General features: G+C 59.3%; 24 protein-coding genes and 1 pseudogene. 12 read left to right on the plus strand and 13 right to left on the minus strand.

Going from position 1 to position 26,585, the window contains the following annotated elements:
* Positions 1-76, plus strand: a pseudogene (locus tag AC1DHT_RS07955) (group II intron maturase-specific domain-containing protein); the annotation flags it as partial.
* A gap of 244 nt (positions 77-320) precedes the next feature.
* Entirely contained in the window at positions 321-950 is a 630-nt protein-coding gene (locus tag AC1DHT_RS07960) for a hypothetical protein (protein WP_427547154.1), read from the plus strand.
* A gap of 62 nt (positions 951-1,012) precedes the next feature.
* Here the strand turns inward: AC1DHT_RS07960 and AC1DHT_RS07965 are convergent, their stop codons facing one another.
* The 8 genes from AC1DHT_RS07965 to gcl all read right to left on the minus strand — a co-directional run bounded on the left by AC1DHT_RS07965 (position 1,013) and on the right by gcl (position 10,602).
* Positions 1,013-2,011 (minus strand): sulfate ABC transporter substrate-binding protein, encoded by a 999-nt coding sequence (locus AC1DHT_RS07965; protein WP_427547151.1) that lies wholly within the window; start codon positions 2,009-2,011, stop codon positions 1,013-1,015.
* A gap of 89 nt (positions 2,012-2,100) precedes the next feature.
* Positions 2,101-2,925 carry an ion transporter gene (locus tag AC1DHT_RS07970; RefSeq protein WP_427547148.1) on the minus strand — a complete coding sequence of 275 codons (825 nt, stop codon included), beginning with the start codon at positions 2,923-2,925 and terminating at the stop codon, positions 2,101-2,103.
* A gap of 21 nt (positions 2,926-2,946) precedes the next feature.
* Complete coding sequence (locus tag AC1DHT_RS07975) at positions 2,947-3,867, minus strand: urea transporter (RefSeq protein WP_427547145.1); 921 nt, start codon at positions 3,865-3,867, stop codon at positions 2,947-2,949.
* Between the two features lie 150 nt (positions 3,868-4,017).
* The gene (pyk, locus tag AC1DHT_RS07980; RefSeq protein WP_427547142.1) at positions 4,018-5,433 is read right to left on the minus strand and encodes a pyruvate kinase; all 1,416 of its coding nucleotides are present in this window, start codon (positions 5,431-5,433) and stop codon (positions 4,018-4,020) included.
* Positions 5,423-6,703: a glycerate kinase type-2 family protein gene (locus AC1DHT_RS07985; protein ID WP_427547139.1), complete on the minus strand. Its 1,281-nt coding sequence runs from the start codon at positions 6,701-6,703 to the stop codon at positions 5,423-5,425. Before AC1DHT_RS07985 ends, pyk begins: the two co-directional genes overlap by 11 nt.
* Positions 6,704-6,852: 149 nt before the next feature.
* A complete protein-coding gene (locus AC1DHT_RS07990; protein ID WP_427547137.1) occupies positions 6,853-7,743 on the minus strand; it encodes a 2-hydroxy-3-oxopropionate reductase in 891 nt (296 codons plus the stop codon).
* 155 nt (positions 7,744-7,898) lie between these two features.
* Complete coding sequence (gene hyi / locus AC1DHT_RS07995) at positions 7,899-8,681, minus strand: hydroxypyruvate isomerase (protein ID WP_054593439.1); 783 nt, start codon at positions 8,679-8,681, stop codon at positions 7,899-7,901.
* Positions 8,682-8,826: 145 nt separating this feature from the next.
* Positions 8,827-10,602: a glyoxylate carboligase gene (gene gcl, locus AC1DHT_RS08000; protein WP_442114718.1), complete on the minus strand. Its 1,776-nt coding sequence runs from the start codon at positions 10,600-10,602 to the stop codon at positions 8,827-8,829.
* 267 nt (positions 10,603-10,869) lie between these two features.
* On the opposite strand from gcl, the gene AC1DHT_RS08005 reads away from it, so the two are divergent.
* Positions 10,870-11,310: a GlcG/HbpS family heme-binding protein gene (locus tag AC1DHT_RS08005; RefSeq protein WP_427547047.1), complete on the plus strand. Its 441-nt coding sequence runs from the start codon at positions 10,870-10,872 to the stop codon at positions 11,308-11,310.
* 196 nt (positions 11,311-11,506) lie between these two features.
* A complete protein-coding gene (locus AC1DHT_RS08010; RefSeq protein ID WP_427547049.1) occupies positions 11,507-11,965 on the plus strand; it encodes an REP-associated tyrosine transposase in 459 nt (152 codons plus the stop codon).
* 109 nt (positions 11,966-12,074) lie between these two features.
* Here the strand turns inward: AC1DHT_RS08010 and AC1DHT_RS08015 are convergent, their stop codons facing one another.
* Complete coding sequence (locus tag AC1DHT_RS08015) at positions 12,075-12,683, minus strand: TetR/AcrR family transcriptional regulator (protein WP_103319032.1); 609 nt, start codon at positions 12,681-12,683, stop codon at positions 12,075-12,077.
* A gap of 401 nt (positions 12,684-13,084) precedes the next feature.
* Here AC1DHT_RS08015 and AC1DHT_RS08020 point away from each other — a divergent pair, with 401 nt between their 5' ends.
* Positions 13,085-13,999, plus strand: coding sequence for a DUF808 domain-containing protein (locus AC1DHT_RS08020; RefSeq protein ID WP_427547052.1), 915 nt, complete (start codon positions 13,085-13,087; stop codon positions 13,997-13,999).
* Positions 14,000-14,206: 207 nt separating this feature from the next.
* On the opposite strand, the gene AC1DHT_RS08025 is transcribed toward AC1DHT_RS08020, so the two are convergent.
* Both AC1DHT_RS08025 and AC1DHT_RS08030 read right to left on the minus strand, forming a co-directional pair.
* Positions 14,207-14,998 carry an MlaA family lipoprotein gene (locus tag AC1DHT_RS08025; RefSeq protein WP_427547055.1) on the minus strand — a complete coding sequence of 264 codons (792 nt, stop codon included), beginning with the start codon at positions 14,996-14,998 and terminating at the stop codon, positions 14,207-14,209.
* Entirely contained in the window at positions 14,991-16,289 is a 1,299-nt protein-coding gene (locus tag AC1DHT_RS08030) for an alpha/beta fold hydrolase family protein (protein ID WP_427547058.1), read from the minus strand. The genes AC1DHT_RS08025 and AC1DHT_RS08030 overlap by 8 nt, the downstream gene beginning before the upstream one ends.
* A gap of 366 nt (positions 16,290-16,655) precedes the next feature.
* Between AC1DHT_RS08030 and AC1DHT_RS08035 the strand changes: the two genes are divergently transcribed.
* Complete coding sequence (locus AC1DHT_RS08035; protein ID WP_427547061.1) at positions 16,656-17,024, plus strand: hypothetical protein; 369 nt, start codon at positions 16,656-16,658, stop codon at positions 17,022-17,024.
* Positions 17,025-17,122: 98 nt separating this feature from the next.
* Here AC1DHT_RS08035 and AC1DHT_RS08040 read toward each other — a convergent pair whose 3' ends face one another.
* Positions 17,123-18,718 carry a glycoside hydrolase family 17 protein gene (locus tag AC1DHT_RS08040; RefSeq protein ID WP_427547064.1) on the minus strand — a complete coding sequence of 532 codons (1,596 nt, stop codon included), beginning with the start codon at positions 18,716-18,718 and terminating at the stop codon, positions 17,123-17,125.
* A 288-nt stretch (positions 18,719-19,006) separates the two neighbouring features.
* Here AC1DHT_RS08040 and AC1DHT_RS08045 point away from each other — a divergent pair, with 288 nt between their 5' ends.
* The 3 genes from AC1DHT_RS08045 to AC1DHT_RS08055 all read left to right on the plus strand — a co-directional run bounded on the left by AC1DHT_RS08045 (position 19,007) and on the right by AC1DHT_RS08055 (position 22,064).
* On the plus strand, positions 19,007-19,858 hold the full coding sequence (locus tag AC1DHT_RS08045; protein WP_477761322.1) for a glycine betaine ABC transporter substrate-binding protein: 852 nt from the start codon (positions 19,007-19,009) through the stop codon (positions 19,856-19,858).
* 239 nt (positions 19,859-20,097) lie between these two features.
* A complete protein-coding gene (locus AC1DHT_RS08050; RefSeq protein ID WP_123585369.1) occupies positions 20,098-20,409 on the plus strand; it encodes a DUF485 domain-containing protein in 312 nt (103 codons plus the stop codon).
* Complete coding sequence (locus AC1DHT_RS08055) at positions 20,406-22,064, plus strand: cation acetate symporter (protein ID WP_427547070.1); 1,659 nt, start codon at positions 20,406-20,408, stop codon at positions 22,062-22,064. The genes AC1DHT_RS08050 and AC1DHT_RS08055 overlap by 4 nt, the downstream gene beginning before the upstream one ends.
* Positions 22,065-22,406: 342 nt before the next feature.
* On the opposite strand, the gene gltA is transcribed toward AC1DHT_RS08055, so the two are convergent.
* Positions 22,407-23,696 carry a citrate synthase gene (gene gltA, locus AC1DHT_RS08060; protein ID WP_427547073.1) on the minus strand — a complete coding sequence of 430 codons (1,290 nt, stop codon included), beginning with the start codon at positions 23,694-23,696 and terminating at the stop codon, positions 22,407-22,409.
* Between the two features lie 363 nt (positions 23,697-24,059).
* On the opposite strand from gltA, the gene sdhC reads away from it, so the two are divergent.
* Genes sdhC through sdhA form a run of 3 tightly spaced genes read left to right on the plus strand, consistent with a single transcriptional unit; the run spans position 24,060 to position 26,575 of the window.
* Positions 24,060-24,434: a succinate dehydrogenase, cytochrome b556 subunit gene (sdhC, locus tag AC1DHT_RS08065; RefSeq protein WP_427534693.1), complete on the plus strand. Its 375-nt coding sequence runs from the start codon at positions 24,060-24,062 to the stop codon at positions 24,432-24,434.
* The gene (sdhD, locus tag AC1DHT_RS08070; RefSeq protein WP_019692323.1) at positions 24,428-24,796 is read left to right on the plus strand and encodes a succinate dehydrogenase, hydrophobic membrane anchor protein; all 369 of its coding nucleotides are present in this window, start codon (positions 24,428-24,430) and stop codon (positions 24,794-24,796) included. The genes sdhC and sdhD overlap by 7 nt, the downstream gene beginning before the upstream one ends.
* A 3-nt stretch (positions 24,797-24,799) precedes the next feature.
* On the plus strand, positions 24,800-26,575 hold the full coding sequence (sdhA, locus tag AC1DHT_RS08075) for a succinate dehydrogenase flavoprotein subunit (protein WP_427547163.1): 1,776 nt from the start codon (positions 24,800-24,802) through the stop codon (positions 26,573-26,575).
* The last annotated feature ends 10 nt before the right edge of the window (positions 26,576-26,585 follow it).

The raw sequence follows: 26,585 nt of genomic DNA on the forward strand, positions 1-26,585 counted from the left end.
ACCGAAGAAGCTATGGGATCGACTCGGGCTGGTCTCAATACTGGATACGATAAACCGGCTTAATCGCATAACCTGAACCGCCGTATACGGAACCGTACGTACGGTGGTGTGAGAGGACGGCGGTTGTGAAGCCGCCTCCTACTCGATTGCGCCCAGTTGTGTCTTGCAGTGGGTGTTGTGTTAGAGCGCGTTGCGAGGCGGTCAATGGGACGGTGCCCGCAAAACTTTCATCTTGCTCCGTAGCGCCTATGATTTGTGTGGGTGGTCGAGCCCTCTGGTATCAGTCATTTTTCAACGTTTCATCAGTGGAAAACGGTCCCATGAAAACGATGTTTGGTAGCCTGATACGCAACATTGGCCTGATTTCCCTGGGCAGCGTGCTGATCGCCACTGCTGCTCTGGCCGAGGAGGCACCGGGTATGCGTATCGGCGTGCGCGGTGAAATCACCGGGGTGTCCGAAGAGGTCTTGAAGGTGCACGCCAACACGGGCGAGAACGTGGTCATCCAGTTGACCAAGGATACCCAGGTTCGCGCCGTAACCCCGGCCAACATCGAAGACATCAAGCCCGGCAGCTATATTGGCTCAGCGGCAATACCGCAAGACGATGGCACGCTCAAGGCACTGGAAGTGCATGTGTTTCCACCTGAAATGGCCGGAACCGGCGACGGCCACCGTCCGTTCGATCTGGTCAAGGGCAGTAGCATGACTAATGGCATCGTCGCGGATCTGGTGGTCAGCAATGGCCGAGTCCTGACTGTCAATTACAAGGGCGGCCGGCAGACCATCCTTGTGCCGGAAGATGTGCCGATCGTCAACCTGACACCGGCTGACCGCAGCCTGCTCAAAGTCGGGGTCAAGGTCGTGTTGTTCGCTACCCAAAGCGCTGACGGTACCCTGACGGCGCAATCGATTTCGGCCGGCAAGGATGGCGTGGCGCCGCCGATGTGAGTTACCGGCGGGTATGAAAAAGGCGACTACTGAGGTCGCCTTTTTCATTGCTGGTCCAGCGCTTACTGCCCGTTGTAAATCTGATCGAAAACCCCGCCATCGTTGAAGTGGGTTTTCTGCACACTGCGCCAGTCGCCGAAGGTTTTTTCTACCGACAGGAAGTCGACTTTCGGGAAACGGTCGGTGTACTTGGCCAAAACGGCCGGGTCACGCGGACGCAGGTAGTTGGCGGCGGCGATTTCCTGGCCTTCCGGGGACCACAGGTACTTCAGATATTCCTCGGCGGCAGCGCGGGTGCCTTTCTTGTCGACGACCTTGTCGACCACGCTCACCGGCGGCTCGGCTTCGGCGGAGACGCTTGGGTAGATGACTTCGAACTGGTCGCGGCCGAATTCACGGGCGATCATTTCCGCTTCGTTCTCGAAGGTCACCAGCACGTCGCCGATCTGGTTGGTCATGAAGGTGGTGGTGGCGGCGCGGCCGCCGGTGTCGAGTACCGGGGCTTGTTTGAACAGCTTGCCGACGAAGGCCTTGGCCTTGTTCTCGTCACCACCGTTTTTCAGCACGTAACCCCAGGCCGACAAATAGGTGTAGCGGCCGTTGCCCGAGGTTTTCGGGTTCGGCACGATCACTTGCACGCCGTCCTTGAGCAGGTCGGGCCAGTCTTTCAGGGCTTTCGGGTTGCCCTTGCGTACGATAAACACGGTGGCGGAAGTGAACGGCGCGCTGTGGTCCGGCAGGCGAGTTACCCAGTTGTCCGGGACCAGTTTGCCGTTGTCGACCAGGGCGTTGATATCGGTCGCCATGTTCATGGTAATGACGTCAGCCGGCAGGCCATCGATCACGGAACGGGCCTGTTTGCTGGAGCCGCCGAAGGACATCTGCAAGGTGATGTTTTCGTTGTGCTCGGCTTGCCAGTGTTTCTGGAAGGCAGTGTTGTAGTCCTTGTAGAAATCACGCATCACGTCATAGGACACGTTGAGCAGGGTCGGTGCGGCCTGGGCCACGTTGGCGAGGGTCAGGCCAGCGGCCAGAAGTGAGGCGGCAAAGATCTTTTTCACTGCACATTCCTTTTGTTCGAGATGAAGGCGATTTGCCGTCGACTATAGCCGGGGCCACATATCCCTTTAAAGATTAAAAAGCACTGTGCTTATTCTATTTTCTTGAACAGTGCGTTACCGCAGCGTGAGCAAAATGCCGCGCTGTGTTCATGCTGATTTTTGCGGCACACCGGGCAGTCATGTTGCAACTGTTCGCCGCGCATGGCGTTGGCCAGTTCGGCGGTAAAAATCCCGGTGGGGACAGCGATGATCGAGTAACCGGTGATCATCACCATCGCCGAGATAACCTGCCCAAGCGCAGTCCTGGGCACGATGTCGCCGTAGCCGACGGTGGTCAGGGTGACGATCGCCCAATAGATCCCTTTGGGAATGCTGGTAAAGCCATGCTCCGGGCCTTCGACTACATACATCAGTGTGCCGAACACCGTTACCAGCGTGCAGACGCTGAGCAGGAATACGATGATTTTCTGTTTGCTGCCCCGCAGGGCGTCGAGCAGGTAATGGGCCTGCTTCAGGTAGGGGAGCAGTTTGAGCACGCGAAAGATCCGCAGCATACGGATGATCCGGATGATCAGCAGGTACTGCGCGTCGCTGTAATACAGCGCAAGGATGCCTGGAACAATCGCCAGCAAATCCACCAGCCCGTAAAAACTGAAGGCGTAACGCAGCGGCCTGGGCGAGCAGTACAAGCGCAACATGTACTCGACCAGGAAGATCAGGGTAAAGCCCCACTCGATGTACGCCAGGGTGTTGGCGAAGTTCTGATGAACGTCATCAATGCTGTCAAGGATCACCACCACCAGGCTGGCAAGGATGATCAGCAGCAGCGTTTTATCGAAGCGCCGCCCGGCCACCGTGTCGGTATGGAAAATCATCACGTACAGGCGCTTGCGCCACGTGTCGTTGCTGTCCATTCAAATCGCCTTGGCCATAAATCAGCGCAGCCTAGGTTGATTCTCCGAGGTTTGGCAAGGCGCACCGTCTGTGGCTGCTTGGCGCAGCAGGCGAATACCCGAGCGCAGCAACCAGCAGGCGAGAATGAACGGCGCGGTCAAGGTCGCCAACCCCATGGCAGCGAACGCCGGTGTGAGGAGGATCGCCAGTGCGATGCCCAGCAGCGGCAGCCAGGGTTGGCGGGATTGTTGACTGAGGGCGAGGGCGGCCAGTGCCGGGTTGTAGCCATGCAGGCCGAGCAATGCGCCGGGAGTCTCGTTCAGCCACAAGGCGCAGAGCAGACCCGCGGCGGAACCCGTCAGTGCCCAGAGCGCGGCGCGGCGATTGGCAAGCAGCAACCCGGCGGCGATCAACACACCCGCCAGGGGATGGTCGAGGAAGATGACTTGGCCCAGGCCTTTGAACTCGGCGCCGAACAGGCTCAGGGCGTCGAGTTCCGGCAGTGGCGCAGGTGCCGAATGAGGCGCGGCAGCAACGCTCAGCAGTATCCAGCCCAACCCCACGAAAGGTGCGGTGTAGGCGGGCAGAAAATGCTGGTCGCGAGTGCGCTTGAGCCATTGCTGGGTGACGATCGCACTCAGTCCACCGCTGGCGAGGATCAGTGGCGGCAGCATGGCCGACCAACGAAATTGCAGGCTCAACAAGAGGCCGAGCAAGACGCCGTTGTAGCTGAAGAGCCCGGCTTGGCGATCAGCCTTGGCGTAGCCGCGACGTTGCGCGGTGAGCAAGCCGGCCACGCCACCCAGGAGGGCACCGCCGAATAACGTTGGAGCAGTAAACAGGATGGCCAACAGGCACAGCAGACCGCACAGCGGATGGCGCTGGAGGAAAATCTGACTGAAGCCGTTGAGCAGGGCAGTGGCCCAGTCGGGGCAGTGGGTGTTGAAGTGGTTGGCAGGCATGATGGGGGTCTGTGGTGTATCTGGGGAAACGTGTCGCCTGCATCGCGAGCAGGCTCGCTCCCACCCTGAATCTGCGTTCAGTCATTGGATCTGTGGCAACACAAAACCCATGTGGGAGCGAGCTTGCTCGCGATGAGGCCGGAACAGGCGCTAAATCAACGTCTCGATACGCAGGGAGTTAGTGGATCCCGGCTGACCGAAAGGCACGCCCGCAGTGATCAGCAACGTGTCGCCACGCTTGGCCATGCCTTGCGCCTGGGCGATTTCCAGCGCGGTGGAGCACACCTCGTCGACCTGCCGCAAACGGTCGTTGACCACCGAGTGGACGCCCCACGCTACGCTCAAGCGCCGCGCGGTTGAAAGGTTCGGCGTCAGGTTGAGGATCGGCACTGCTGGCCGCTCCCGCGCCGCACGCAAACTCGAACTGCCGGACTCGCTGTAGTTCACCAGCACCGCTACCGGCAGGATGTTGCTGATCCGGCGGATCGCGCAGCTGATGGCGTCCGAGGTCGTGGCTTCGGCTTTTGGCCGGCTGACATCCAGTTGCGCCTGGTAATCCGGACCGCTTTCAACCTGGCGGATGATCTTGCTCATCATCTGCACCGCTTCGAGCGGGTAATCGCCAGAAGCGGTTTCCGCCGACAGCATCACCGCGTCAGCCCCTTCGGCCACGGCGTTGGCGACGTCGGTGACTTCGGCACGGGTCGGCGCCGGGGAGAAGCGCATCGACTCAAGCATCTGGGTCGCCACCACCACCGGTTTGCCGAGCTGACGGCAGGTGCTGATGATGTCTTTCTGGATCTGCGGCACGCTCTCGGCCGGCACTTCCACACCCAGATCGCCACGGGCAACCATGATCGCGTCGCTCAGTTCGGCGATTTCGCGTAGTTGTTCAACGGCCGACGGCTTCTCGATTTTCGCCATCAAGAAGGCTTTGTTGCCGATCAGCGCGCGCGCTTCACGAATGTCTTCAGGGCGCTGCACAAATGACAGCGCGACCCAATCGACACCCAGCTCCAGACCGAAACTCAGGTCGCGACGATCCTTGGCGGTCAGCGGGCTGAGGTCGAGCACCGCTTGCGGCACGTTGACGCCTTTGCGGTCCGACAGCTCGCCGCCATTGAGCACCGTGGTGTCGATGGCATCGGCGTACTTGGTCACCACCCGCAAACGCAGTTTGCCGTCGTCCAGCAACAGGTCCATGCCGGGTTCCAGCGCGGCGATGATTTCCGGGTGCGGCAGGTTGACCCGACGCTCGTCACCCGGCGTGGTGTCGAGATCCAGGCGCAGGGCCTGACCGCGCACCAATTGCACCTTGCCCTCGGCAAATTGGCCGACCCGCAGCTTCGGACCTTGCAGGTCCATCAGAATGCCCAGCGGGTAATTGAGCTGGCGCTCGACTTCACGAATCCACTGGTAACGCTTGGCGTGGTCGGCGTGATCGCCGTGGCTGAAGTTCAGGCGAAAGATGTTTACGCCGGCTTCGACCAGCTCGCGGATGTCATCAATGCCGTCGGTCGCGGGGCCGAGGGTGGCGAGGATTTTGACCTTTTTGTCAGGCGTCATGTTCAGGGCTCTCGAGGATCAGGATGGCGCGGAAGTCGTTGACGTTGGTACGTGTCGGCTCGGTGACGATCAGCCCGTCGAGCGCGGCGAAATAGCCATAGCCATTGTTGTTGTCCAACTCGTCGCTGGCGCTCAAGCCCAGGGCGGCAGCGCGGGCGTAGCTGTCCGGGGTCATGATCGCGCCAGCGTTGTCTTCGGAGCCGTCGATGCCATCGGTATCACCGGCCAGCGCGTAGACGCCGGGCAGGCCTTTGAGGCTGTCGGTCAGGCTCAGCAGGAACTCGGCGTTGCGTCCGCCTCGACCATTGCCGCGGACGGTGACGGTGGTTTCGCCGCCGGAGAGAATCACGCAGGGCGCCGCCAACGGCTGACCGTGCAGCACCACTTGGCGCGCGATGCCGGCATGGACTTTCGCCACTTCGCGGGATTCGCCTTCCAGATCACCGAGGATCAACGGGCTGAAACCGGCCTGGCGGGCTTTCACCGCTGCCGCTTCCAGGGATTGCTGGGGGCGGGCGATCAACTGGAAATGGCTGCGAGCAAGGCTCGGATCATCCGGTTTTACGGTTTCCGATTCAGGGCTTTGCAACCAGCTGCGTACCGACGGCGGAACCTCGATGGCGTAGCGCTTGAGGATCGCCAGGGCTTCGGCCGAAGTGCTCGGATCGGCCACTGTCGGGCCGGAAGCGATCACGGTGGCGAGGTCGCCCGGGACATCGGAAATCGCGTAGGTGTAAACCGTCGCTGGCCAGCAGGCTTTACCGAGACGGCCGCCCTTGATCGCCGAGAGGTGCTTGCGCACGCAGTTCATCTCGCTGATGGTTGCGCCGGATTTGAGCAGGGCTTTGTTGATTGCCTGTTTGTCGGCCAGAGTGATGCCGGCTGCGGGCAAGGCCAGCAAAGCCGAACCACCGCCCGAGAGCAGGAAGATTACCCGGTCGTCTGCGCTCAGGTTACTGACCAGCTCCAGCACCCGTTTGGCCACGGCCAGACCGGCTGCATCAGGCACCGGGTGGGCGGCTTCGACCACTTCGATTTTTTCGCAAGGGGCGCCGTGACCATAGCGGGTGACCACCAGGCCAGACACTTCGCCCTGCCAGCAGCGCTCGACCACCTGGGCCATGGCTGCGGCGGCTTTGCCGGCACCAATGACGATCACCCGACCGCTGCGATCTTTCGGTAAATGGGCTTCGAGGACATGCTGCGGATGGGCCGCGTCGATGGCTGTGGCAAACAGCTCGCGCAGGAATTGTTGCGGATCGACCGACATGGCGGGCTCCCGGAATTCTTGTTATTTGGAGGGCAACTCGGTTCCCTGTGGGAGCGAGCCTGCTCGCGATTCAGGCACCACGGTGTTTCAGGCGTATCCGCGGTGACTTCATCGCGAGCAGGCTCGCTCCCACAGGTTTTGTGCTGGGTTTATTTATCGCGAATCGAGAAGTTCGCCATGTGTTCCAGACCCTTGATCAGCGCCGAGTGGTCCCAGTTGCTGCCGCCGAGGGCCGCGCAGGTGCTGAACACTTGCTGGGTGCCTGCGGTATTGGGCAGGTTGATGCCCAGCTCGCGCGCACCGGCCAGTGCCAGGTTGAGGTCCTTCTGATGCAGGCTGATGCGGAAGCCTGGATCGAAGGTGCCTTTGATCATGCGCTCGCCGTGTACTTCAAGGATCTTCGAGGAGGCGAAACCGCCCATCAACGCTTCACGGACCTTGGCGGGATCGGCACCGTTCTTCGAGGCGAACAGCAGCGCTTCGGCCACGGCCTGGATGTTCAGCGCCACGATGATCTGGTTCGCCACTTTGGCGGTTTGACCGTCGCCATTGCCGCCGACCAGGGTGATGTTCTTGCCCATGCTCTGGAACAGTGGCAGCGCACGTTCGAACGCATCGCTGTCGCCACCGACCATGATGCTCAGGGTCGCGGCCTTGGCGCCGACTTCACCACCGGACACCGGAGCGTCGAGGTATTGCGCGCCTTTGTCGTTGATCTTCGCCGCGAAGGCTTTGGTCGCGGTCGGCGAGATCGAACTCATGTCGATGACCACTTTACCTTTGCCAACACCGGCGGCGACGCCGTCGGCACGGAACAGCACGTCATCGACCTGCGGGGTATCCGGCACCATGATGATGATGAATTCGGCTTCCTGAGCGACTTCTTTCGGGCTCGCCAGGGCGACCGCCCCAGCGGCGACCAGGTCAGCCGGAGCAGGGTCGTGGTGCGCCGACAGGAACAGGCTGTGACCGGCTTTCTGCAGGTTCAACGCCATTGGGTGGCCCATGATGCCGGTGCCGATAAATCCGATTTTAGCCATGAGAAAATCCTCTTGTTTTTATTGCTGCTTCAAGCAAATTGGGGAGCGCTGCTTTATGTGGGAGCGAGCCTGCTCGCGATGTGGCCATAACATTCGACATCTCTGTAGCCTGTTACGCCGCTACTGCGAGCAGGCTCGCTCCCACAGGTTTCGCTTTAGATTGCGTTGTGGGTTTTCAACCAGCCAAGGCCCGCTTCCGTGGTGGTCAGCGGCTTGTATTCACAACCGATCCAGCCCTGGTAACCGATGCGGTCCAGGTGTTCGAACAGGAAGCGGTAGTTGATTTCACCGGTACCCGGCTCGTTGCGGCCCGGATTGTCGGCCAGTTGAATGTGGTTGATCTCTTCCAGGTGCGTGGCCATGGTGCGGGCCAGGTCACCCTCCATGATTTGCATGTGGTAGATGTCGTACTGCAGGAACAGGTTGGCACTGCCCACTTGTTCGCGAATCGACAGTGCCTGGGCGGTGTTGTTCAGGTAGAAGCCCGGGATGTCGCGGGTATTGATGGCTTCCATCACCAGTTTGATGCCCACCGCTTGCAGCTTGTCGGCGGCATATTTGAGGTTGGCGACAAAGGTCTTTTCCACGGTGGCGTCGTCGACGCCTTGTGGGCGGATACCGGCCAGGCAGTTGACTTGGGTGTTACCCAGGACCTGTGCATAAGCGATCGCCAGATCGACACCGGCACGGAACTCTTCCACGCGATCCGGATGGCAGGCGATCCCGCGTTCACCTTTGGCCCAGTCACCGGCCGGCAGGTTGAACAGCACTTGGGTCAGACCGTTGGCATCCAGTTGAGCCTTGATATCGGCGGAGCTGAAATCGTAAGGGAACAGGTATTCGACACCGCTGAAGCCGGCTTTGGCGGCCGCTTCGAAGCGGGCAAGAAAATCCTGCTCGGTAAACAGCATGGACAGGTTGGCTGCGAAACGCGGCATGGTGGTCTCCTGTAAAAAATATGTGCCTGTAGCAGCTGCCGAGGCACGAGGCTGCGTTGGGCTGCGAAGCGGCCCCCGACGGCGGTCCTGCGGACACGCAACGCAGCCTCGTGCCTCGGCAGCTGCTACAGGTGACAAGTCATTCTTAATCCAGCAACGAAATCGCCGTCGGTGCGTCGCTGCCGACCAGCGCCAGGTCTTCGAATTCGTTGACGGCGTTGATCTCGGTGCCCATGGAAATGTTGGTCACGCGCTCCAGGATAATCTCGACGATCACCGGAACCTTGAACTCCTCGATCAGCTCCTCGGCCTTGCGCAGGGCAGGGGCGATGCCCGCCGGTTCGAACACTCGCAACGCCTTGCAACCCAGGCCTTCGGCAACGGCTACGTGGTCCACCCCGTAACCATTGAGCTCCGGTGCGTTGAGATTGTCGAAGGACAATTGCACACAGTAGTCCATGTCGAAACCGCGCTGCGCCTGACGGATCAGACCCAGGTACGAGTTGTTCACCACAACGTGGATGTACGGCAGTTTGAACTGCGCGCCCACCGCCAGTTCTTCGATCATGAACTGGAAGTCATAGTCGCCCGAGAGTGCCACGACCTTGCGGCTCGGATCGGCCTTGACCACGCCCAGCGCTGCCGGAATGGTCCAGCCCAGAGGGCCGGCCTGACCGCAGTTGATCCAGTGACGCGGTTTGTAGACGTGCAGGAACTGCGCGCCGGCAATCTGCGACAGACCGATGGTGCTGACGTAGCAGGTGTCTTTGCCGAACACCTGGTTCATCTCTTCGTACACGCGCTGCGGTTTGACCGGCACGTTGTCGAAGTGAGTCTTGCGGTGCAGGCTGGCCTTGCGCTGCTGGCAGTCTTGCAGCCAGGCGCTGCGGTCCTTCAGTTTGCCGGCGGCTTTCCACTCGCGGGCCACTTCGATGAACATTTTCAGTGCCAGGCCGGCGTCGGAAACGATGCCCTGGTCCGGGGTGAACACGCGGCCGATCTGGGTCGGCTCGATGTCGACGTGGATGAATTTGCGGCCTTCGGTGTAGACGTCGACCGAACCGGTGTGACGGTTGGCCCAACGGTTACCCACACCCAGCACCACGTCGGACTTGAGCATCGTCGCGTTGCCGTAACGGTGCGAAGTCTGCAGGCCAACCATACCGACCATCAGCGGGTGATCGTCCGGGATCGTGCCCCAGCCCATCAGGGTCGGGATAACCGGAATACCGGTCAGCTCGGCGAATTCCACCAGCAGGTCGCTGGCATCGGCGTTGATGATGCCGCCGCCGGCTACCAGCAATGGACGTTCAGCCTGATCGAGCATGGCCAGGGCTTTCTCGACTTGCCTGCGGGTTGCCGCTGGCTTGGCCAGTGGCAGTGGTTCGTAGGCGTCGATGTCGAATTCGATYTCGGCCATCTGCACGTCGAACGGCAGGTCGATCAGTACCGGGCCTGGACGGCCGGAGCGCATTTCATAGAAGGCTTTCTGGAACGCGTAAGGCACCTGGCCCGGCTCCAGAACCGTGGTCGCCCACTTGGTCACCGGCTTGACGATGCTGGTGATGTCGACGGCCTGGAAGTCTTCCTTGTGCATACGGGCGCGGGGTGCCTGGCCGGTGATGCAAAGAATCGGGATCGAGTCGGCCGAGGCGCTGTAGAGCCCTGTGACCATGTCGGTACCGGCCGGGCCGGAGGTGCCGATGCACACGCCGATGTTGCCGGCCTTGGTGCGGGTGTAACCCTCAGCCATGTGCGAGGCGCCTTCAACGTGGCGAGCGAGGACGTGATCAATGCCGCCGACCTTTTGCAGAGCGGAGTACAGCGGGTTGATTGCAGCGCCCGGAATGCCAAAAGCGGTATCAACCCCTTCACGGCGCATCACCAGAACGGCGGCTTCGATTGCTCTCATTTTGCTCATGGTTTTGTGCCTCTTTACGTTTTGTAATTGTATACAAGTGGCTTTGCGCAGAGTGTATTCACGGCGGACGGCGCAGGTCAATCCATTTTCTCAAGCGGCTGTTTCATTCGTCGGAGGGCCATAAACACTGTGGCGTTTCGTCGCATGAGCCGAATTATGAGAATTATTGTATACAAAAAAATAATTCATTGTGTTCTATTTGTTGCATCGGGCTTCTCAACAAACAGAACCCCAAAGGCTTTCCCATAACAAGATAAGGACGGCACCATGAGCGCTTTAACCTTGAAAGTCGCAGTCAGCCTGACCAATCGGGCCATCGTTGCGGGGCGCAAGATCGCCGCGGCACCGCTGACCATTGCAGTACTCGATGCGGGTGGGCATTTGTTGAGCTTGCAACGCGAAGACGGCGCCAGCCTGCTTCGTCCGCAAATCGCTATCGGTAAAGCCTGGGGCGCGATCGCGCTGGGCAAGGGCTCGCGGCTATTGGCACTGGACGCGCAACAGCGCCCGGCGTTTATCGCGGCATTGAACAGCCTGGGGCAGGGCAGCGTGGTACCCGCACCGGGTGGGGTGCTGATTCGTGATCAGGACGGGGCTGTGCTGGGGGCCATCGGCATCAGTGGCGACACCTCGGACATCGACGAGCAATGTGCGATCAGCGCCATCGAAGACCAGGGGTTGCGGGCGGATGCGGGGGTGACGGCTTGATCTTCAGCGCCTGAACCATCGCCTTCGCGAGCAAGCCCGCTCTCACATTGGATCTCCTGTGTTGACAAATCCCCTGTGGGAGCGAGCCTGCTCGCGATGACTATCTACCAGACACATCCAGCTAAAGGTCTACCCTACCATCCGGCATTCACAGGTCTAGCCTTCTTCATGACTTGATCATGAAAGGGGCAAGGAAATGCCTGATTTACCCGCTTCACATCGCTTGCGCATTGGCCGGTATGCCGAGCCCAACCGAATTTACCTTCTGACTGCCAACACGCTTGGTAGAGAGCCTGTTTTCAACGACTTTGTCTTGGGTAGATTAGTTGTCGCACAGTTTCGCGCCGCGCAAGACCAAAGCTGTGCTAACTCATTGGCCTGGGTTGTCATGCCGGATCACTTTCATTGGTTGATCGAGTTGCAGCAGGGGTCGCTGAGTGGACTGATGCAAAGGACCAAATCATTGAGTACTAAAGCGGTGAACCTGTCCACCGGTCGTAAGGTCAGCCTTTGGCAGAAAGGCTTTCATGATCGTGCGCTGCGCCGCGAGGACGATCTCGTAAAGCTGGCTCGGTACATTGTGGCAAACCCACTGCGGGCAGGGTTGGTCGAGCGACTGGGCGATTATCCGCTGTGGGATGCTATCTGGGGTTGACCGAATATCGAGTTGCCCCCATCGCGAGCAGGCTCGCTCCCACAGGGGGCTTGTGAACACTACAGATCCAATGTGGGAGCGAGCCTGCTCGCGATGGGCGCGCTGCGGTCTACCTGTCCGGCTCGCAGCCCTTGAGCACCAACCGAATAATGGTCTGCGCCGCGGCTTCGTAGTCGCTTTCATCCAGCTTGGCCTTGCCGGTGACGGCGGAGATCTGCCAGTCGAAGTCGGCGTAGGTCTGGGTCGCGGCCCAGATGCTGAACATCAGGTGGTTGGGCTCGATCGGGGCGATCTGGCCGCGATCGATCCAGGTCTGGATGCAGTCGATGTTGTGCTTGGCTTGGGCGTTGAGCTGTTCGACCAGGTCGGCGCTCAGGTGCGGCGCACCGTGCATGATCTCGCTGGCAAACACCTTGGACGCGAACGGCAGGTCGCGGGAGATGCGAATCTTCGAACGAATGTAGCCGCTGAGTACTTCGCTCGGCACGCCGTCGGCGTTGAACGGCGTCGAGGCCTGGAGAATCGGCTCGATGATGCTTTCCAGGACCTCACGGTAGAGGTTTTCCTTGGATTTGAAGTAGTAATAGACGTTGGGCTTGGGCAACCCCGCCTTGGCCGCGATGTCACTGGTTTTGGTCGCAGCGAAGCCTTTGTCGGCAAACTCTTCACTGGCGGCACGCAGGATCAGTTCTTTGTTGCGCTCGCGGATAGTGCTCATAAACCAGGTGATTCCTTGCCGATACTGGCGGTTGCGCATGGTAGCACCGGCCTCGCGCAGCGCTCAAGAATGCCGCCTGCTGCGCCTCATCGTTTGCGCCTGTCTCAGGGCTGAACAAACGGCTGGATGGGCGAGTGAATGGCAGGCGCACCCCGCTAGAGTTCAAAGGAGCGATCAGGCCTTTTGGCCATTTCTTGTGTAAACGGCCCGGCATTCACTTCGCATCGTTGCGTTTGGTGTTTAGCTCGTTTGAGTGGGAGGTTGTGGGAAGGGGCAGGCGAGACAAATGTGCTTTGGTGATGGGGGCGGTGCTGCGCATGCGGTAACTTGAGGCGTCTCGCTTCTCACGCACCGAGCGCGTTATGCTCCGCGCACTTTTTTTGTGTAGGGAAGCCTGACCCATGGCTGGAAGCAGTTTGCTGGTGTTGATCGACGATATCGCCGCCGTACTCGACGACGTCGCGCTGATGACCAAGATGGCCGCGAAGAAAACCGCCGGCGTGCTCGGCGACGACTTGGCGCTCAACGCCCAGCAGGTATCCGGTGTCCGCGCCGAGCGGGAAATTCCGGTGGTCTGGGCCGTGGCCAAGGGCTCGTTTCGCAACAAACTGATCCTGGTGCCATCGGCGCTGGCGATCAGTGCATTCACTCCGTGGCTGGTCACGCCGTTGTTGATGGTCGGTGGGGCCTACTTGTGTTTCGAGGGCTTTGAAAAGCTTGCCCACTCGTTTTTGCACAGCAAGGCTGAAGATCAGGCGGAACACGCGCAGTTGGTCGAAGCTGTCGCTGATCCGGCGACAGATCTGGTGGCGTACGAACAGGACAAGATCAAAGGTGCGGTGCGCACCGACTTTATCCTTTCGGCTGAAATCATCGCCATCACCCTCGGCACCGTGGCCGGTGCAACGCTGATGCAGCAAGTGATCGTGGTGTCAGGCATTGCGATCGTCATGACCGCCGGCGTTTATGGCCTGGTGGCGGGTATCGTCAAACTCGATGACCTTGGCCTGTGGCTGACCCGCAAGCCCGGGCAAATGGCCAAAAGCATCGGCGGCGCGATCCTGCGCGCCGCGCCGTACATGATGAAAAGCCTCTCGGTGATCGGTACGGCGGCGATGTTCCTGGTCGGCGGCGGGATCCTGACCCATGGTGTACCGGTGGTGCATCACGCGATTGAAGGCGTCAGTCAGAGTGTCGGCGGTTTCTCATGGATTGTCCCGAGTTTGCTCAACGCGGCAGCAGGGATTATTGCGGGGGCGGTGGTGTTGGCGGGTGTGATGGCAGTGAGCAAAACCTGGAAAACGGTGAAAGGCTGAAGCCAGGACACATTCCAAAGGCAACAAATATCAAATGTGGGAGCGAGCCTGCTCGCGATAGCGATCTAACCGTCAACATCAATGTTGAGCGTACTGGCCTCATCGCGAGCAGGCTCGCTCCCACAGTGGATTTGTGGTGTTTGAGATACCTATGAAAAAGGCCATTCGATCCGCTCGAATGGCCTTTTTTGTTACCCGCTGAATGCCTTACTCGGCGATCTGCAACTTGCGCGCTTCGGTGTACACGTAACGCACCTTCTCGTACTCGAACGGCGAGTTCAGCTGGCCATAGCGGAAGTTGGTCTGATAGCGCTTGTCGATGCTGCGCAGAACCCAGATTTCCGGATGGTTTTCGCTGACTTTCGACACGTTCAGGTAGTTGATCGCCGACTCCGCCGTATAGTCGACCGCGAGGCCTGCGGTATCACGCAGGTTCGAGGGGCCGAGGATTGGCAGTACGAAGTAAGCGCCGCCCGGAACCCCGTAGAAGCCCAGCGTCTGGCCGAAGTCTTCGACCTGGCGCGGCAGGCCCATGGCGGTGGCCGGGTCCCACAGGCCGCCGATGCCGAGGGTCGTGTTGAGCAGCAGTCGCCCGGTGATGTCCAGCGAACGCTGGCCCTTGAACTGCAGCAGGCTGTTCACCAGATTGGGTACGTCACCCAGGTTGTTGAAGAAGTTGCTGACGCCCGTGCGCAGGAAGCTTGGGGTGATGTAGCGATAACCGTCGACCACCGGCAGGAACACCCATTGGTCGAACCGGTAGTTGAAGTGGTAGACCCGACGGTTCCACGACTCCAGCGGGTCATAGACACTCAGCGCATTCAGGGTCGAGCGTTCGAACTCACGCTGGTCCAGCCCCGGGTTGAACTTTAGTTTGGTCATCGGCTCGGTGAAGCCGTCCTGATCAACCACCGTCGTGGAGTTGGCCTTGCTGTTGTCGGCATGGGCATAGCCGACTGCGCTAAGCAGTGCAGCGAGCAGAAGGAGGTGTTTAGCCACGGAAGAACTCCAGCATGGCGTCGGCATTGACGCGGTAGTTGAGGTTGCCGCAATGGCCGCCGTGAGGATAAACCGTCAGGCGATTGCCGAAGGTTTTACGCAAGAAACCGAGGTCGCCCGGGCCGAGGATCACATCGTCAGCATTGTGCATCACGGCAATTTTCGGGCTGTCGTGCAGGTAGTCCTTGAGCGCGTAGAGGCTGACCTGGTCAATCAACTGCAAGATGCTGCCGCCATCGGTACGGGCACGCCACATCGGGATCACCTGCTCGGTGAGATAGCAGTCGAAATCACATTGCAGTGCACGCTTGAGGAATGGCTCGAGGCTGGTGCCTTCGGTGATCGGAAACTTGGGCGGGGTGATCAGGCCGCGTCGGTTGATCAGGTCCGAGGTGAAGGTGATGTCGGCGGCCGAAAAGCGGAACGAGGTGCCGATCAGCATGGCCATCTGTTCGTTGCTCAAGTGCTGTTTCGATTGCTGGAAGTCATAGACCAGCGCGTCGTTGAGGTCGATGTAGCCTTTTTGCTGGAAGTAGCGCGTCAGCTTGTTGAGCATCAGTTCATAGAACGTGGTGCTGTTGTTGATGCCCTTGACCTCGGTTTGTACCAGTTTGTCGAGGTTGGTGACAGAGGTGTAGAGGTTGACCGGAGGATTGAGCAGCAAGACTTTCTTGAAGTTGAAGCTGCGTCGGGTTTCATCCAGCTTGCTGACAAACGCCGCATCCAGTCCACCCAGGCTGTAGCCGGTGAGGTAGTAGTCGGTGATCGGCAGCTTCGGGTTTTGCGCACGAACCGCTTGCATCACGCGGTACATGTCCTCGGCGTCTTCCTTGGACACGCCCGGGGTGGCGAAGCGGGAAGCGGCGCTCATGAAGTCGAAACTGGTCGGTGAGGACAGCTGTACGACGTGATAACCGGCTTTGTAATAGAGCTTTTTCAGGTATTCGTTAATGCTGCTGTCGAAGCGTGCACCAGTGCCGGCAATCAGGAAAATCAACGGTGCGGCGTGATCCTGTGTGGCCATGCGATAGGTGAGCTTTTTCACTGGCCAGAAATTGTCTGGCAGGTCGAATTCGCGTTCCGGGCGCAGCTTCAGGGTGTGATCGGATTGATGGATCGCGTCATCGGACGGCAACTCGGGACGCAACTCCGGCGGGGTCGTGGCGATGGTCGCCTCGAACGGGTTGGTCAAGGGGTAGCCATAACTGACGGCGTCGATGTCTGCCGCCAGTGCGGACGCACTCAAAATAACGCCGCCTATCAAGGCAGCAAAGCGCAAGGAACGGAGCATGACTAAATCCCTTAGAGGAAGGTGCCTAGGGTCTGTACGAAAACTCGTCGAGCGGCGATCAGGCAAGGCAAAAACAGGCGAGGAAGCGGAGTTTAGGCCCCTAAATGAGCATTCCGAGCCTGTTTTTAACGCAGCCTGGTCGACGCGCAGACAGTTTCCGTACAGAGCCTAATGAGGTTCGCAGGCTATGACCACCGGTGTTGCGCCAAAGTGCCATGCGGCGGCACCAAAGAGGCTGAATTCGGATCAATAGCGGCTGAACGATACACTCTGCAGCGATTGTCTGAACAGATTTCTCATGGTCTCGCTTGCTTACGGCTGGCGGGCGATTAAGCTGGGCGCCGTTTTCGTTTATCGGAGTGCTTCATGTCCCGCCGTCTGCCCGTCATTATTTTGCTTATCGCCTTGCCGCTGTGGCTGGCCGCCAGTTATGGATTGCGTTATGTCCTGATGGAGGACGCCCAGTGGGTTGGTCTCTGTGTTGATGAGGCAAGCCGTTGGGAATGCCAGGCGCGCTCCACCCTTGGCCTGATGATTCACTTCAAGGTGATGGGCGGGGCTGCATTGGTGGCAGCAGTGTTGGGCTTTGTGGTGCCGGGACGGGCCGGCTGGTGGCTGGCGGTACTGGCGCTGGTGTTCGGGTTTCCGGCATTGGCGCTGTACAACACCAGCATTGCGGTATTTGCCGTAGTGATCGCGGGGCTGCGGTTGGTTCGGGCGCCACGCGCAGCCTGATAGACCGTCATCGCGAGCAGGCTCGCTCCCACATGGATTGCACAAAACCTGTGGGAGCGAGCCTGCTCGCGATAGCACCGATAGGTGCTCTATACAAATTAAATGTTGCGAACCCGCAAGCTGCGCCACAGCGCGGCAACCATCAGCAGACAAACCAGCGCCCAGCCCCAGGCTTGCTGGTTGAACAGGCCTTCACGGTACAGCTGCGGGGCAATGCTGGCGCCGATGATGAAGGTCAGCAGCGCGATTTCCCGGCGTGGTGCATTGACCGGACGAATCAGATAGACCAGCGCTGGCAGCAGCAGGGCGGCGCTTGGGAAGCTGCGATAGCGCGGTTCGAACACCAGCCCCAGCATCATCACAGCACATGCGAATCCGGCGGCAGCGAGCAGCCAGCCAGCGCGACGTTCCAGTGCATTGAAAGCGCGTTCACGCCAACCGGTTCTGGCGCTGAGGAACAACGCCGCATGGGCCAGCACCAGGAAGTTCAGGCCGGTCAGCAACGCAGCCCAGATCCACTCATCGGCAAAGCGGCTGGTGACGCGCGCCAGTTCACCCCAGGTGCCAATGGAGCACGCAGCGACTGCACCGAGCAGTGGCAGCATCAACGCTGCGCGAGTGCTGCGTACACGGCCGCCCAGCATCAGCGTACCGAGGAAGATCAGGCTGCCGACTGCCAGCCATTGCGACCAGAACGGCAGGTTGGTGACGGGGCCTGCCAGCACGCCCTTGTCCTGGCGGTTTGCATCGAACAGCCCCCAATAACCACCGACCGCACCTTCGCTGGCGCGTTTCCACGGTTGGTCAAAGGCTTCGATCAGGTTGTAGTGCCAGCCTTGTTGCTCGGCCATCGCCACAAAACCACGAATGAACTTGGCTTCATTGACTCGGCTCGGTACAGCGGTTTCCCGTTGACGGCCTTCACTCGGCCAGCCGGTTTCGCCGATCAGCACGTCCTTGGGCGCGAAGCGACTGCCGAAGATCTGCCGAACCTCGGCGACGTGCTGGAGGGCTGCGTCGATGTTGGACGGCTCATCTTCCCAGTACGGCAGCAAGTGGATGGTCAGGAAGTCCACCGCCGGGGCGACTTCAGGATGCTTGAGCCAGAACTCCCAGACGTCGGCGTAGGTCACCGGCTGTTTGACGTGGCTCTTGACGTGGTTGATCAGCTTGGCCAATTGCGCGCCGGTGACTTCCTTGCGCAGCAGGGTTTCGTTGCCTACGATCACTGAACTGACCACGTCCGGGTTGGCGTTGGCCTCGGCGATCAGCAGTTCGATTTCCTTGGCAGTGTCCACCGGGTTGCTGTTGACCCAGGCGCCGATCATCAGTTTCAGGCCATGTTTGCGCGCCAGGTCCGGCAGCGCTTCGAGACCGGTCATCGAATAGGTGCGAATGCACTCGAAGCGGGTTGCCAGCAGCGCGAGGTCGGCGTCCATGCGTTCAGGGCGCAGTTTGAACGGCTGATCGAATGGCGATTGGTCCTTGTCGAACGGTGTGTACGAGGCGCACTGCAATTTGTGCGTGGCGCTGGCCACGTCCGGCAGCACCACCGGTTGACCGAGCCCGTACCAGTAACCACCGAGGGCAAACAGGCCAAGCAGGCAGGCGAATAGATAAGCGAAGAAGGGGAAGCGCGAGGTGGCGGGCATGGTCAGGCCGTCTGGGAACAAAGCCGCGCATCTTACCTGCATTTGTCCCGTGCTTGGTGACCTGCATGGTTTTGACATGCAAAGTTCAGGCGGGATTCGCAGGGGCATTTTTGCAGGGTGCGATTACTGGCGTTCTGATGTCGTTTCTCGATGCCTTGAGGTCGCAGGCAGAGCAGGTCGCCGCAGGCGCGAGGTTGATTATCGACTCGTCAGTACTCCGCTGATGTTCGAACGGGTTTGCGGTGAGGCGTGATGGGGGCGCTGGGCACCATAACAATACATTGACGCTGCTCGGCATCCGTCGGGCGCAGCACTTTCGGGGAAGTAACGATGAAGATGCGACGACTCTTGGGCGCAGGTGCGGCTTTGGTGCTGGCGATCAGTTCTACTGTGGCCAGCGCCGAAGGCAAGGCAGTGACGATCGGTTATGTCGATGGCTGGTCGGACAGCGTCGCCACAACCAACGTGGCTGCGGAAGTGATCAAGCAAAAGCTCGGCTATGACGTGAAACTGCAAGCCGTGGCCACCGGGATCATGTGGCAGGGTGTGGCCACCGGCAAACTCGATGCAATGCTGTCAGCCTGGCTGCCAGTGACCCATGGCGAATACTGGGCGAAGAACAAGGATCAGGTCGTCKATTACGGCCCGAACTTCAAGGATGCGAAAATCGGTCTGATCGTGCCGGAGTACGTCAAGGCCAAGACCATCGAGGATCTTAAAACCGACGATAGCTTCAAAGGTCGTATCGTCGGCATTGACGCCGGTTCAGGCGTGATGCTCAAGACTGATCAGGCGATCAAGGATTACGGCCTGAGCAACTACACCCTCAAGGCCAGTTCCGGTGCCGGCATGATTGCCGAGCTGACCCGTGCCGAGAAGAAAAACGAATCCATCGCAGTCACCGGTTGGGTACCGCACTGGATGTTCGCCAAGTGGAAACTGCGCTTCCTGGAAGACCCAAAAGGCGTTTATGGCGCAGCTGAAACCGTAAACAGCATCGGTAGCAAGGAACTGGCAACCAAAGCGCCGGAAGTTGCGAAGTTCCTGAAGAACTTCCAGTGGGCGTCGAAAGACGAAATCGGCGAAGTCATGCTGGCTATCCAGGATGGTGCCAAACCTGAAGTGGCAGCGAAGGACTGGGTAGCCAAACACCCTGCGCGCGTCGCCGAATGGACTAAATAAACCCGGATAACGCTTCATCCCTGTGGGAGCGAGCTTGCTCGCGATGGCGGTGTAACAGTTGACAGATAGGTTGACTGATACGGCGCCATCGCGAGCAGGCTCGCTCCCACATTTATTTATATGCTGAAAATTGGCGAAATGGTCATGTCGTTCTAATACTAAGGTCGTCTGGAACCAGTTCCGCAGCCGCATAGAGTGGATACGTTCCAACTAAAATCTGTGCTGCGAGGATAAAAACAATGAACGACAGCATTTACCTCTCGATTCAAAACAGCCCGCGCTTCAAGGAGCTGGTTCGTAAACGAGAGCGGTTCGCCTGGATTCTCTCGGCGATCATGCTTGGGCTTTACTCGGGCTTCATCTTATTGATTGCTTATGGGCCGCATGTACTGGGGGCGAAAATCAGCCCTGAGTCATCGATTACCTGGGGCATACCGATTGGTGTAGGGCTGATTGTTTCGGCCTTCGTCCTGACGGCCATCTACGTACGACGCGCCAATGGCGAATTCGACGACCTGAACAATGCGATTCTCAAGGAGGCTCAGCAATGATCCGGCGTCTATTGGCAGCTTTAGGCATTACCGCCTTCGCACCGGCCGTTTGGGCGGCCGAGGCGCTTACCGGCGAAGTGCACAAACAACCGCTCAACGTGTCGGCGATCCTGATGTTCGTGGTGTTCGTCGGCGCAACGCTGTGCATCACCTACTGGGCTTCCCGGCGCACCAAGTCGGCAGCCGACTACTACGCGGCGGGCGGCCGGATCACCGGTTTGCAGAACGGCCTGGCGATTGCCGGTGACTACATGTCGGCGGCGTCCTTCCTGGGGATTTCCGCGCTGGTATTCGCGTCTGGCTACGATGGCCTGATCTACTCGATCGGCTTCCTGGTGGGCTGGCCGATCATTCTGTTCCTGATCGCCGAGCGCTTGCGTAACCTGGGTAAGTACACGTTTGCCGATGTGGCGTCCTACCGCCTGGGGCAAACCCAGATTCGCACCTTGTCAGCCTGTGGTTCGCTGGTGGTGGTGGCGTTCTACCTGATCGCGCAAATGGTCGGTGCCGGCAAGTTGATCCAGTTGCTGTTCGGGCTCGACTACTATGTCGCGGTGATTCTGGTGGGGATCCTGATGTGCCTTTATGTGTTGTTCGGCGGCATGCTGGCGACCACCTGGGTGCAGATCATCAAGGCCGTGCTGTTGTTGTCCGGCGCCTCGTTCATGGCGCTGATGGTGATGAAGTACGTCCACTTCGACTTCAATACGCTGTTCTCCGAGGCGGTCAAGGTTCACCCTAAAGGTGAAGCGATCATGAGCCCGGGCGGTCTGGTGAAAGACCCGATCTCGGCATTCTCCCTTGGCCTGGCGTTGATGTTCGGTACCGCTGGCCTGCCGCATATCCTGATGCGTTTCTTCACCGTGAGTGACGCTAAAGAAGCGCGCAAAAGCGTGCTGTATGCCACCGGCTTCATTGGTTACTTCTACATCCTGACGTTCATTATCGGCTTCGGTGCAATCCTGCTGGTCAGCACCAACCCAGCCTTCAAGGACGCTACGGGCGCGCTGGTGGGTGGCAACAACATGGCGGCGGTGCACCTGGCCAATGCGGTGGGCGGCAGTATCTTCCTCGGCTTCATCTCGGCAGTAGCCTTCGCCACCATTCTGGCGGTGGTTGCCGGTCTGACCCTGGCTGGAGCCACGGCGGTGTCGCACGACCTGTACGCCAGTGTGATCAAGAAGGGCAAGGCCAACGAGAAGGATGAGATCCGGGTTTCGAAAATCACCACCATCGCCTTGGGCGTGTTGGCGATTGTTCTGGGCATCCTGTTCGAAAGCCAGAACATCGCGTTCATGGTGGGCCTGGCGTTCTCGATCGCTGCCAGTTGCAACTTCCCGGTGCTTCTGCTTTCCATGTACTGGAAGAAGCTGACCACGCGCGGTGCAATGGTCGGCGGCTGGCTGGGGCTGGTCAGTGCGGTGGGCCTGATGGTGCTGGGTCCAACCATTTGGGTGCAGATCATGGGGCACGAGAAGGCGATCTTCCCGTATGAGTACCCGGCGCTGTTCTCGATGGCCATTGCCTTTGTCGGTATCTGGTTCTTCTCCATCACTGACAAGTCTGCGGCGGCTGACAATGAGCGGGCGCTGTTCTTCCCGCAATTCGTCCGTTCGCAGACCGGGTTGGGGGCGAGTGGGGCGGTGTCGCACTAACGTATAGGGCTGTATAAGCGTCTATATATAAGCAGCGTTAAACAGAAATGCCCCGGTCGAGAGATCGGGGCATTTTTTATGAGGAGTACGCTCTCCGTAGCAGCTGCCGAGCCCGCGAGGCTGCGTTCGGCTGCGTAGCGGCCGTAATCCCTACATGCACGATGCCCCTGAAGAAACGATGCGCCTGATTTGCGACTGCTACGCAGTCGAACGCAGCCTCGCGGGCTCGGCAGCTGCTACAGGGGGGGGGGGGGCGGCGGGGTAAACAAAAACGGCCTCTGCTCTTGTATCAGAGGCAGAGGCCGTTTCCGGTGCAGCTAAGACGTTATCGCAAGACAGGTCTTACTTGCGGTCTTCAAGCCGGGGGATGTCACGCGACTCGTAGCCGGTGTACAGCTGGCGCGGGCGGCCAATCTTGTACGGGCTGGAGAGCATTTCTTTCCAGTGGGAGATCCAGCCGACGGTCCGCGCCAGGGCGAAGATCACGGTGAACATGCTGGTTGGAATGCCGATCGCCTTGAGGATGATCCCCGAGTAGAAGTCGACGTTCGGGTATAGCGAGCGTTCGATGAAGTACGGGTCGGTCAGGGCGATCTCTTCCAGGCGCATGGCCAGTTCGAGTTGCGGATCGTTCTGGATACCCAATTCCTTGAGCACTTCGTCGCAGGTCTTTTTCATGACGGTGGCGCGTGGGTCGCGGTTTTTGTAAACCCGGTGACCGAAGCCCATCAGTTTGAACGGATCGTTCTTGTCCTTGGCCTTGGCGATGAACTTGTCGATGTTCGAGACATCGCCAATTTCGTCGAGCATGGTCAGCACTGCTTCGTTGGCGCCGCCGTGAGCCGGGCCCCAGAGTGCAGCGATACCGGCAGCGATACAGGCGAACGGGTTGGCACCCGACGAGCCTGCCAGGCGTACGGTGGAGGTCGATGCGTTCTGCTCGTGGTCGGCGTGGAGGATGAAGATCCGGTCCATGGCCTTGGCGAGTACCGGGCTGATCGGTTTGATCTCGCACGGGGTGTTGAACATCATGTGCAGGAAGTTTTCCGCGTACGACAGGTCGTTGCGCGGGTACATCATGGGTTGACCCATGGAGTACTTGTAAACCATCGCTGCCAGGGTTGGCATCTTGGCAACCAGGCGGATCGCGGAGATTTCGCGATGCTGCGGGTTATTGATGTCCAGGGAGTCGTGGTAGAACGCCGAAAGGGCGCCGACTACACCGCACATGACGGCCATTGGGTGGGCGTCGCGGCGGAAGCCGTTGAAGAAGGTCTTCAGTTGCTCATGAACCATGGTGTGGTTCTTGACGGTGCTGACGAACTGGGCCTTCTGTTCTGCGGTCGGCAATTCGCCGTTGAGCAGCAGGTAGCAGGTTTCCAGATAGTCCGACTTCTCGGCGAGTTGCTCGATCGGGTAGCCGCGGTGCAACAAAATGCCGTTGTCGCCGTCGATATAGGTAATTTTCGACTCGCAAGAGGCGGTCGACATGAAACCTGGGTCAAAAGTGAAACGGCCCGTGGCCGTCAGGCCCCGAACGTCGATTACATCGGGACCAACGGTGCCGGTTAAAATGGGCAGCTCGACGGGGGCTGCGCCCTCGATGATCAACTGCGCTTTTTTGTCAGCCATGTGGCCTCCTATTTATGCTTGAAATCATCAGACAGACCCCCCACGCAGGGCCCGCACCACTATAGTGAGATAAATTCGAATGTCAATTTGCCTAAAGTCTTGCTCCAGAAGGCTTTAACCGGACTTTTTCCTCGAAAATACCTGCCGTTTACGCCTTTTATCCCGCTTGCGCAATGAGCTATTAGGGGAAGGTGAACGCGTTGTCATTAGTAGCCTAACTGTCTATACTCGGCCACCGACCGCCAGGGGCTTTTGGGCCTGCTTTATTGGGGGTCGCATCCCTGGGTGGTGGTTACCTGACCAGTGCACTCCCCAACAACTTTGCCCTGATTGTTAGGGGCTCTTCAGTGTGAAAAAAAAGCCGTGAAAAGCCAACGACCTGTAAACCTAGACCTAAGGACCATCAAACTCCCCATCACCGGCGTTACGTCGTTTCTTCACCGTGTTTCCGGCATCATCCTCTTCCTGGGCCTTGGCATCATGCTGTATGCATTGAGCAAATCCCTGGGTTCCGAGGAAGGTTTTGCCGAGGTGAAGGCATGCTTGACCAGTCCGCTGGCCAAGTTCGTAGCATGGGGTCTTCTGTCCGCCTTGCTGTATCACATGGTGGCCGGTGTACGCCATCTGATCATGGACATGGGCATCGGTGAGACGCTGGAAGGCGGCAAGCTGGGCTCGAAAATTATCATCGCCGTTTCCGTGGTGTTGATCGTTCTGGCGGGAGTTTGGATATGGTAACCAGCGTTACGAACCTATCGCGTTCGGGCCTCTATGACTGGATGGCGCAGCGTGTGTCTGCGGTCGTTCTCGCGGCTTATTTCATTTTCCTGATCGGATACCTTGTTGCGCACCCTGGCCTTGGCTACGCCCAATGGCACTTGCTGTTCGCAAACAACTGGATGCGCATCTTCAGTCTACTGGCCCTGGTTGCCCTTGGCGCTCACGCCTGGGTCGGCATGTGGACCATCGCGACCGACTATCTGACGCCAATGGCGCTGGGCAAGTCCGCGACTGCAGTACGTTTCCTTTTCCAGGCAGTATGCGGCGTTGCGATGTTCGCTTACTTCGTCTGGGGTGTGCAGATTCTCTGGGGTATCTGATTCATGTCTAACTCAGTAAATACGCTTTCGTTCGACGCCATCATCATTGGCGGCGGCGGTGCCGGCATGCGCGCTGCGCTGCAGCTGGCACAAGGTGGTCACAAGACTGCCGTAGTTACCAAGGTTTTCCCGACTCGTTCGCACACCGTATCCGCGCAGGGTGGCATCACCTGCGCCATCGCGTCCGCGGATCCGAACGATGACTGGCGCTGGCACATGTACGATACCGTCAAGGGTTCCGACTACATCGGTGACCAGGACGCTATCGAATACATGTGTTCCGTAGGCCCGGAAGCGGTCTTCGAGCTCGAGCACATGGGCTTGCCGTTCTCCCGTACCGAACAGGGTCGCATCTATCAGCGTCCGTTCGGCGGTCAGTCGAAAGACTTCGGTAAAGGTGGCCAGGCTGCCCGTACGTGCGCCGCTGCCGACCGTACCGGTCACGCTCTGCTGCACACCCTGTACCAGGCCAACCTGAAGGCCGGCACTGTATTCCTCAACGAATACTACGGCGTCGACCTGGTGAAGAACGAAGACGGTGCCTTTGTCGGCATGATCGTCATCTGCATCGAGACCGGCGAAACCTCCTACGTCCGCGCTAATGCCACCGTTCTGGCGACTGGCGGTGCAGGTCGTATCTACTCGTCCACCACCAACGCCCTGATCAACACCGGTGACGGCGTCGGCATGGCTCTGCGTGCTGGCGTGCCGGTACAAGACATCGAAATGTGGCAGTTCCACCCGACCGGCATCGCCGGCGCCGGTGTACTGGTTACCGAAGGTTGCCGCGGTGAAGGCGGTTACCTGATCAACAAGCACGGCGAGCGTTTCATGGAGCGTTATGCTCCGAACGCCAAAGACCTTGCTGGTCGTGACGTGGTTGCTCGCTCGATGGTTAAAGAAATCATCGCCGGCAACGGTTGCGGTCCGGATGGCGACCACGTGATGCTGAAACTCGATCACCTCGGTGAAGAAGTTCTGCACAGCCGTCTGCCAGGCATCATGGAACTGTCCAAGACCTTCGCTCACGTCGATCCAGCCGTAGCGCCGATCCCGGTTGTTCCAACCTGCCACTATATGATGGGCGGCGTTGCCACCAACATTCATGGCCAGGCAATCACTCAGGACGCCGACGGCAAGGACCAGATCATTCCTGGCCTGTTCGCGGTAGGCGAAGTGGCGTGCGTATCGGTTCACGGTGCCAACCGTCTGGGCGGCAACTCGCTGCTCGACCTGGTGGTATTCGGCCGTGCCGCCGGCCTGTTCCTGGAGCAGACCCTGAAAGAAGGCGTCGACTACGCTCGCCCTCGCCAGTCCGACATCGACGCAGCCCTGGCGCGTCTCGATGGCCTGAACTCGCGTACCGAAGGCGAAGACGTCGCTACCCTGCGTAAAGAGCTGCAAAGCTGCATGCAGAACTACTTCGGTGTATTCCGTACCGGCGAATACATGCAGAAGGGTATTGCTCAGCTGGCTGATCTGCGTGGCCGTATCGCCAACGTCAAGATCAACGATAAGAGCCAGGCGTTCAACACTGCTCGTATCGAAGCGCTGGAACTGCAAAACCTGCTGGAAGTGGCCGAAGCTACTGCCATCGCAGCAGAAATCCGCAAAGAGTCCCGCGGCGCTCACGCCCGTGAAGACTACGAAGATCGCGACGACGAAAACTGGCTGTGCCACACCCTGTACTTCCCGGGTGAAAAGCGCGTTACCAAGCGTGCCGTGAACTTCTCGCCGAAGACTGTTCCGACTTTTGAACCTAAGATTCGGACTTATTAAGGGTGGCCGC

The sequence above is a fragment of the Pseudomonas sp. 05N432 genome, from assembly GCF_056396945.1.